General features: G+C 65.5%; 7 protein-coding genes and 1 pseudogene. 3 read left to right on the top strand and 5 right to left on the bottom strand.

What is annotated here, in order from left to right:
- Positions 1-300 (bottom strand): annotated as a pseudogene (locus tag JHD80_RS26515) (phenylalanine--tRNA ligase subunit alpha); the annotation flags it as partial.
- A gap of 98 nt (positions 301-398) precedes the next feature.
- Here JHD80_RS26515 and JHD80_RS26510 point away from each other — a divergent pair.
- Positions 399-1,160 carry an LOG family protein gene (locus JHD80_RS26510; protein WP_248311796.1) on the top strand — a complete coding sequence of 254 codons (762 nt, stop codon included), beginning with the start codon at positions 399-401 and terminating at the stop codon, positions 1,158-1,160.
- Between the two features lie 178 nt (positions 1,161-1,338).
- On the opposite strand, the gene rplT is transcribed toward JHD80_RS26510, so the two are convergent.
- Positions 1,339-1,713, bottom strand: a complete 375-nt coding sequence (gene rplT, locus JHD80_RS26505) for a 50S ribosomal protein L20 (RefSeq protein ID WP_047575636.1) — start codon at positions 1,711-1,713, stop codon at positions 1,339-1,341.
- Between the two features lie 28 nt (positions 1,714-1,741).
- Entirely contained in the window at positions 1,742-1,942 is a 201-nt protein-coding gene (gene rpmI, locus JHD80_RS26500; protein WP_047575639.1) for a 50S ribosomal protein L35, read from the bottom strand.
- 267 nt (positions 1,943-2,209) lie between these two features.
- Between rpmI and JHD80_RS26495 the strand changes: the two genes are divergently transcribed.
- Positions 2,210-3,232, top strand: a complete 1,023-nt coding sequence (locus tag JHD80_RS26495; protein WP_349237355.1) for an amino acid ABC transporter substrate-binding protein — start codon at positions 2,210-2,212, stop codon at positions 3,230-3,232.
- A gap of 225 nt (positions 3,233-3,457) precedes the next feature.
- On the opposite strand, the gene JHD80_RS26490 is transcribed toward JHD80_RS26495, so the two are convergent.
- Positions 3,458-4,666, bottom strand: a complete 1,209-nt coding sequence (locus JHD80_RS26490) for an MFS transporter (protein WP_199093461.1) — start codon at positions 4,664-4,666, stop codon at positions 3,458-3,460.
- A 105-nt stretch (positions 4,667-4,771) separates the two neighbouring features.
- Between JHD80_RS26490 and JHD80_RS26485 the strand changes: the two genes are divergently transcribed.
- Positions 4,772-5,368, top strand: a complete 597-nt coding sequence (locus JHD80_RS26485) for a TetR/AcrR family transcriptional regulator (protein WP_199093459.1) — start codon at positions 4,772-4,774, stop codon at positions 5,366-5,368.
- Positions 5,369-5,428: 60 nt separating this feature from the next.
- On the opposite strand, the gene infC is transcribed toward JHD80_RS26485, so the two are convergent.
- A partial coding sequence (gene infC, locus JHD80_RS26480; RefSeq protein WP_199093457.1) for a translation initiation factor IF-3 occupies positions 5,429-5,907 on the bottom strand: 479 nt, incomplete at its 5' end.

Here is a 5,907-nt window from a genome sequence, read left to right as displayed (position 1 = left end):
GTCCTGCACCGGCAGCGAGATATCGACGCGCTCGGAGGCGAGCCGGGCTTCGAGAGCAGCCTCGCCCAGCGCTTCCTTGCGCGCCGCGATCGCACTCTGAACCCGATCGCGCAGGCCGTTGATCTGCGGGCCCTTCTCCTTGCGCTCGTCCGGCGTCATGCCGCCAAGCGTCTTCAGCAACGCCGAGATCGAGCCGGACTTGCCGAGGGCGGCGATGCGCACATCCTCGACGGCGGCTTCATCGGCGGCAGAAGCGATCGCGGCGAGGACGTCGCGTTCCAGGGTGGCGATATCGGTCATGAATTAAGTCGCAAGCATCTGAAGGCGTGGGAACGGCCGCGTTCTAGCGGGAACGGCCGGGTTATGCCAGAGCGAACAGAAGACTTGAGGAGGATGCCTTGCCCGACAATACACGCCAGAAGGAATCGCCGTCCTATCGGCTGGCCGCGCTCGATCCCGATTTCATCCTCGGCGATTCGACCCGCGGCGTCCGCTTCATGCTGGAATACCAGAAGGCGGAGGACAGCCTGAGGGCGCGCGGCGTCGTCTCGACCGTCGTCGTCTTCGGCTCGGCGCGGGTGCGCGAGGGCAACCCCTGGTACGAGGCCGCCCGCGCCTTCGGCCGCATCGCCTCCGAACGCGGCGGCGCGCTGCGCGACGGCGAGACAGGCCGCTATCACGTCATCGCCACCGGCGGCGGGCCGGGCATCATGGAAGCGGCCAATCGCGGCGCGACCGAAGCCGGCGCGATCTCGATCGGCTTCAACATCACCCTGCCGCACGAGCAGGAGCCGAATGCCTGGTCGACACCGGACCTGACCTTCCTGTTCCACTATTTCGCGATGCGGAAGATGCATCTGGCGATGCGGGCCGCCGCTCTCGTGGTCTTCCCTGGCGGCTTCGGCACGCTCGACGAATTGTTCGAGATCATGACGCTGGTCCAGACCGGCAAGATGGGGCGGGTGCCGATCGTGCTCTACGATTCCGGCTACTGGAAAGGGCTGCTCAATCTCGACCAGATGGCAGCGGCAGGGTTCATCCGGCCGGATGACCTCAAGCTGTTCGCTTACGCGGATTCGCCGGAGGAGGCTTACGACCGGATCGTCGAAGGCGCCGGCGCGCATTGGGATTTGCCGAAGAACGGCAGCGTGCAGACGTAACAACGTGATGCACTGTCATGGTCGGGCTTGTCCCGACCATCCACGTCTTCCTTCATGCAATGCGATGTTCAAGACGTGGATGCTCGCCACAAGGGCGAGCATGACGGTGGAGCCAAGCTAAAAAGAAAAAGGCCGGCGTCACCGCCGGCCTTTTCCAAATTCAGCACTGCAAGGCTGCTCAGGCAGCCTTGGCCTCGGCGCCCAGCACGCCCTTGACCGTCTCGACCACGGCAGCGAACGAGGCTGCGTCGTCGATGGCCATGGCCGACAGGGTCTTGCGGTCCAGCTCAATGCCCGACTTGATCAGGCCGCCGATGAAGACCGAATAGGTCAGGCCGTGCTCGCGCACCGCAGCGTTGAGACGCTGGATCCAGAGCGCGCGGAACGAGCGCTTCTTGTTCTTGCGGTCGCGATAGGCGTACTGCATCGAGCGATCGACGGCCGCCTTGGCGGCGCGGATCGTATTCTTGCGGCGGCCGTAGAAACCCTTGGCAGCCTTGAAAGTCTTCTTGTGCTTGGCGTGGGCAGTAACGCCCCGTTTCACGCGAGCCATGTCATGATCTCCGGAATATCAGGTGGCGTCAGCCGTTGGGGAGGAAGAACTTCTTCACGTTGGCAGCATCGCCCTCGAAGAGGGTCGTGGTGCCGCGGTGATTGCGGATCTGCTTGTTGGTCCGCTTGATCATCCCGTGACGCTTGCCGGCCTGGGCGTAGAGCACCTTGCCGGTACCGGTGATCTTGAACCGCTTTTTGGCGGCCGATTTGGTCTTGATCTTGGGCATTTCAGCTCCTCAATGGTCGTGGCGTCGCGTCTTTTGAACGCGTTGCCAATGTCTTGCTTTCAGGAAGCAAAGCACGACCGCCACGGCAGCCCTTATCAGCCGGGCGATCGAAGGCCGGGCCTATCGCAGAAAACGGCCGCTATTGCAAGTGCGAAGCCGGCAATCCCCGTGAGGCTGCCCGGAAAAGCGGCAGCCGCTTATCCCCTTCCTTCAAACGCTTGTCACGCCGTATGGTCAACAGGCGCGTTCCGCATCTGGAGACACCCCGTGAAGAAGCTTCTCACCCTCGCCGCAGGCCTTGTCCTGACGGCCGCCGCCTCGGCCCCGGCGCTGGCCCAATCGACGCTCGACAAGATCAAGGCGCGCGGCAACATCATCTGCGGCACCAGCGAGGGCGTTCCCGGCTTCTCGCTGCAGGACAAGAACGGAACCTGGGTCGGCTTCGACACCGATGTCTGCCGTGCGCTCGCCGCCGCGATCTTCAACGATCCGAACAAGGCCACCTATCTCTCGCTGTCGAGCAAGAACCGCCTGGTCGCGCTGCAATCCGGCGAGATCGACGTGCTGGCCCGCACCACCACCTGGTCGCTCGGCCGCGATATCGGCCAGGGCGTCACCTTCACCACCGTCAACTACTATGACGGCCAGGGCTTCATCGTCCGCAAGAAGCTCGGCGTGAAGGGCGTCAAGGACCTCAACGGCGCCTCGGTCTGCGTCGCGCAGGGCACCACCACCGAGCTAAACCTCGCCGATTACGGCCGCACCAACGGCATCAAGTTCGAGACCGTCGCCTTCGCGACGCTGGAGGATACGGTGCAGGCCTACGAGGCCGGGCGCTGCGACGCCTACACCACCGACTTGTCGGCGCTCGCCGGCACCCGCGGCCGCCTGAAGGACCCGGAAGAGCACATGCTGCTCCAGGAGGTCATCTCCAAGGAGCCGCTCGGCCCCTGGGTGCGCAAGAACGATCCGACCTGGTTCGATCTCGTGCGCTGGACCGTCATCGCCACGATCAATGCCGAGGAACTCGGCGTGACCCAGGCCAATGTCGAGGAGCTCGCCAAGACCTCGCAGAACCCCGAAGTCCGCCGCATGCTCGGCGCCGAGGGCAAGTTCGGCGAAGGCCTCGGCCTGACCAATGACTGGGTCGTGCGGATCATCAAGGCCGTCGGCAATTACGGCGAGAGCTTCGAGCGGCATTTCGGCGCGAAGACCACGAACCCGCTGCCGCGCGGCGTCAACAACCTCTGGACCAAGGGCGGCCTGCAATACGGCCCGCCGATCCGCTGAGGTTCGGGCAAGACGCTTCGAACAAGAAGGCCGCCCGGTGGGCGGCCTTTTTTATAGGGATCATTGCGCTCGGAAACACATCGTCATCCTGGGCTTGACCCGGGATCCATCGAAGGGCGCCGGTGCCGGTGCTCTATGATGGATCCCGGATCAGCGCCGCTTCGCGGCTTGTCCGGGATGACGCGCATTTTGGCTGAACCGTCGAGAGGTTCTGAGCGGGTCACTTCAAGCAGCTTCGCAGACCAGCGTTTCGGCCCGCGCGCCGAGCAGGCGGTTGTAGCCTGCGAGCACGACCAGCAGCGCAGCGACGCCGGCCCCGACCGAGATCCAGAACCCGCTATGGGCACCGAAGGCGTCGATCAGCACGCCGGCTGCCGAGGCGCCGGCGGCCATGCCGATGCCGATGCCGGTGATGCCCCAGGTCATGCCCTCGGTGAGCTGGCGCGGCGGAACCAGGCGCTCGATCAGGCCCATGGCGATGATGATCGTCGGCGAGACCGCCGCACCGGCCATGAAGAAGACCAGCGCCAGCGAGGCAAGCCCGGTCACGGCCAGCAGCGGCAGGGTCGTCGCGGCGGCAAGCGCGATCGCCGCGAGGAACTGCGTCGCGAGCGAGGCCCTGAGCTTGAGCGTCCCGAAGACGAGGCCGACGATCAGCGAGCCCGCCGCATAGATGGCGAGGACGATGCTTGCCGCCGCCTTCTGCCCCTGCGCTTCGGCGAAGGCCACCGCCGTGATCTCGGCCGTGCCGAAGATCGCACCGATCGCGATCATGGCGAGCACGACGACCTGGACGCCTCCGAGGCGGATGACGGAGACATCGGGCTCCGCGGCACGGGCGCGCACCGGCGGCTCGGTCCGCCGTTGCGCGCAGAGCAAGGGCACGCCGACAACGAGAAAAATGAGCGCCGCAAGCGGCCCGGCCTCGGGGAAAAGACTGACGCTGAGCCCGATCGCGACGATCGGCCCGACAATGAAGATGACCTCGTCGACCACCGATTCGAAGGCGAAGGCCGTGCGCAATTGCGGAGTGTCGCGATAGAACTCGGTCCAGCGCGCCCGCACCATCGCGCCGATGCTCGGCATCAGGCCGGCAAGCAGCGCGAAGACGAAGAGCAGCCAGCTCGGCGCGCCGGCCCAGGTGGAGAGCATCAGGCCGCCCAGCGCCAGCGCGCCGGCAGCAGCAGCCGGCAACAGGATGCGGCGCTGGCCATAGCGATCGACGAGGCGCGAGACCTGCGGCGTGATCAGCGCGCTCGCGAGCGCGAAGGTCGCGGCGACCGCGCCGGCGATCGCATATTCCCCGCGCCGCTCGGACAGCATGGTGACGATGCCGAGGCCGACCATCGAGGCCGGCAGGCGGGCGATGAAACCGGCGCCGGAAAAGGCGAACGCGCCCGGCGCCTGGAAGATGTCGCGATAGGGGTTAGGCATGACTTGTACCGTGATTGCGAACATACGCCGCGTATGTGAGTGAATGCGTAATTGCATACACCGCGCATGTCAATTAACATACGGAGCGTATGTGATGGAGATGTGATGGCCCGCAGACTTCGCGCCGACATGATCGCGGAAACCCGCGCCAGCCTGATTGCCGCCGCCCGCGAGGCGTTCGGTGGCGTGGGCTATGCGGCGGCCTCGATGGACGAAATGACGGCGGCGGCCGGGCTGACGCGCGGCGCGCTCTATCACCATTTCGGCGACAAGAAGGGCCTTTTCGCCGCCGTGATCGACCAGATCGACGCGGAAATGACGGTCAGGTTGCGCGCCGTCTCGGCCAAAGCTGGGGATCGCTGGACCGGCTTCCGCGACGAATGCGCCGCCTATCTCGCGATGGCGCTGGAGCCTGAAATCCAGCGCATCATGCTGCGCGACGGGCCGGCCGTACTCGGCGATCCCTGGAGCTGGCCGATCCAGAACGACTGCATCCGGATGATGACCCGCGGGCTGGACGAGCTCGTCGGCGATGGCGTGCTGGCCCCGCTCGATCCCGAGGCTGTCGCGCGATTGATCTTCGGCGCGACCCAGCACGCGGCGCAATGGATCGCGCATGCGCCCGACCCGGAGGCGGCGTTGAAGAGCGCGACCGACGCCTTCGACGCGATGCTCGACGGGCTTCGCAGAAAGCAGGCATGAAAAAGGGCGCCGACGGCGCCCTTTTTCTCGATCAGAACATGATCGCGGGTGACGCGCGCCTCAGCGCGGCGCGAGCACCATGACCATCTGGCGGCCTTCGAGCTGCCAGTCGCTCTCGACCTTGGCGATCTCGGCGGTATCGACCTTGACGCGCTCCAGCACCTTCACGCCGAGGTCCTGATGCGCCATCTCGCGGCCGCGGAAGCGCAGGGTGACCTTCACCTTGTCGCCTTCCTCGAAGAAGCCGTGCATGGCCTTCATCTTCACGTCGTAGTCGTGCTTGTCGATGCCGGGGCGCAGCTTGATTTCCTTGATCTCGATGGTGCGCTGCTTCTTGCGCGCCTCCGCGGCCTTCTTCTGCTCGAGAAAGCGGAAGCGACCGTAATCGAGGATCTTGCAGACCGGCGGGACGGAGTTCGGGGCGATCTCGACAAGGTCGAGGCCGGCATCCTCGGCGAGCTTCAGCGCATCGAAGAACGAGACCACGCCACGGTTGGCGCCGGTATCGTCGATGAGCTGGACTTCGCGAACTCCGCGGA

Origin of the sequence: Allobosea sp. ASV33, assembly GCF_016428755.1 — a bacterium.
GTDB lineage: Bacteria > Pseudomonadota > Alphaproteobacteria > Rhizobiales > Beijerinckiaceae > Allobosea.
The sequence above is the reverse complement of the archived record's forward strand: the minus strand, read 5'-3'. Positions and strand labels throughout refer to the sequence as shown.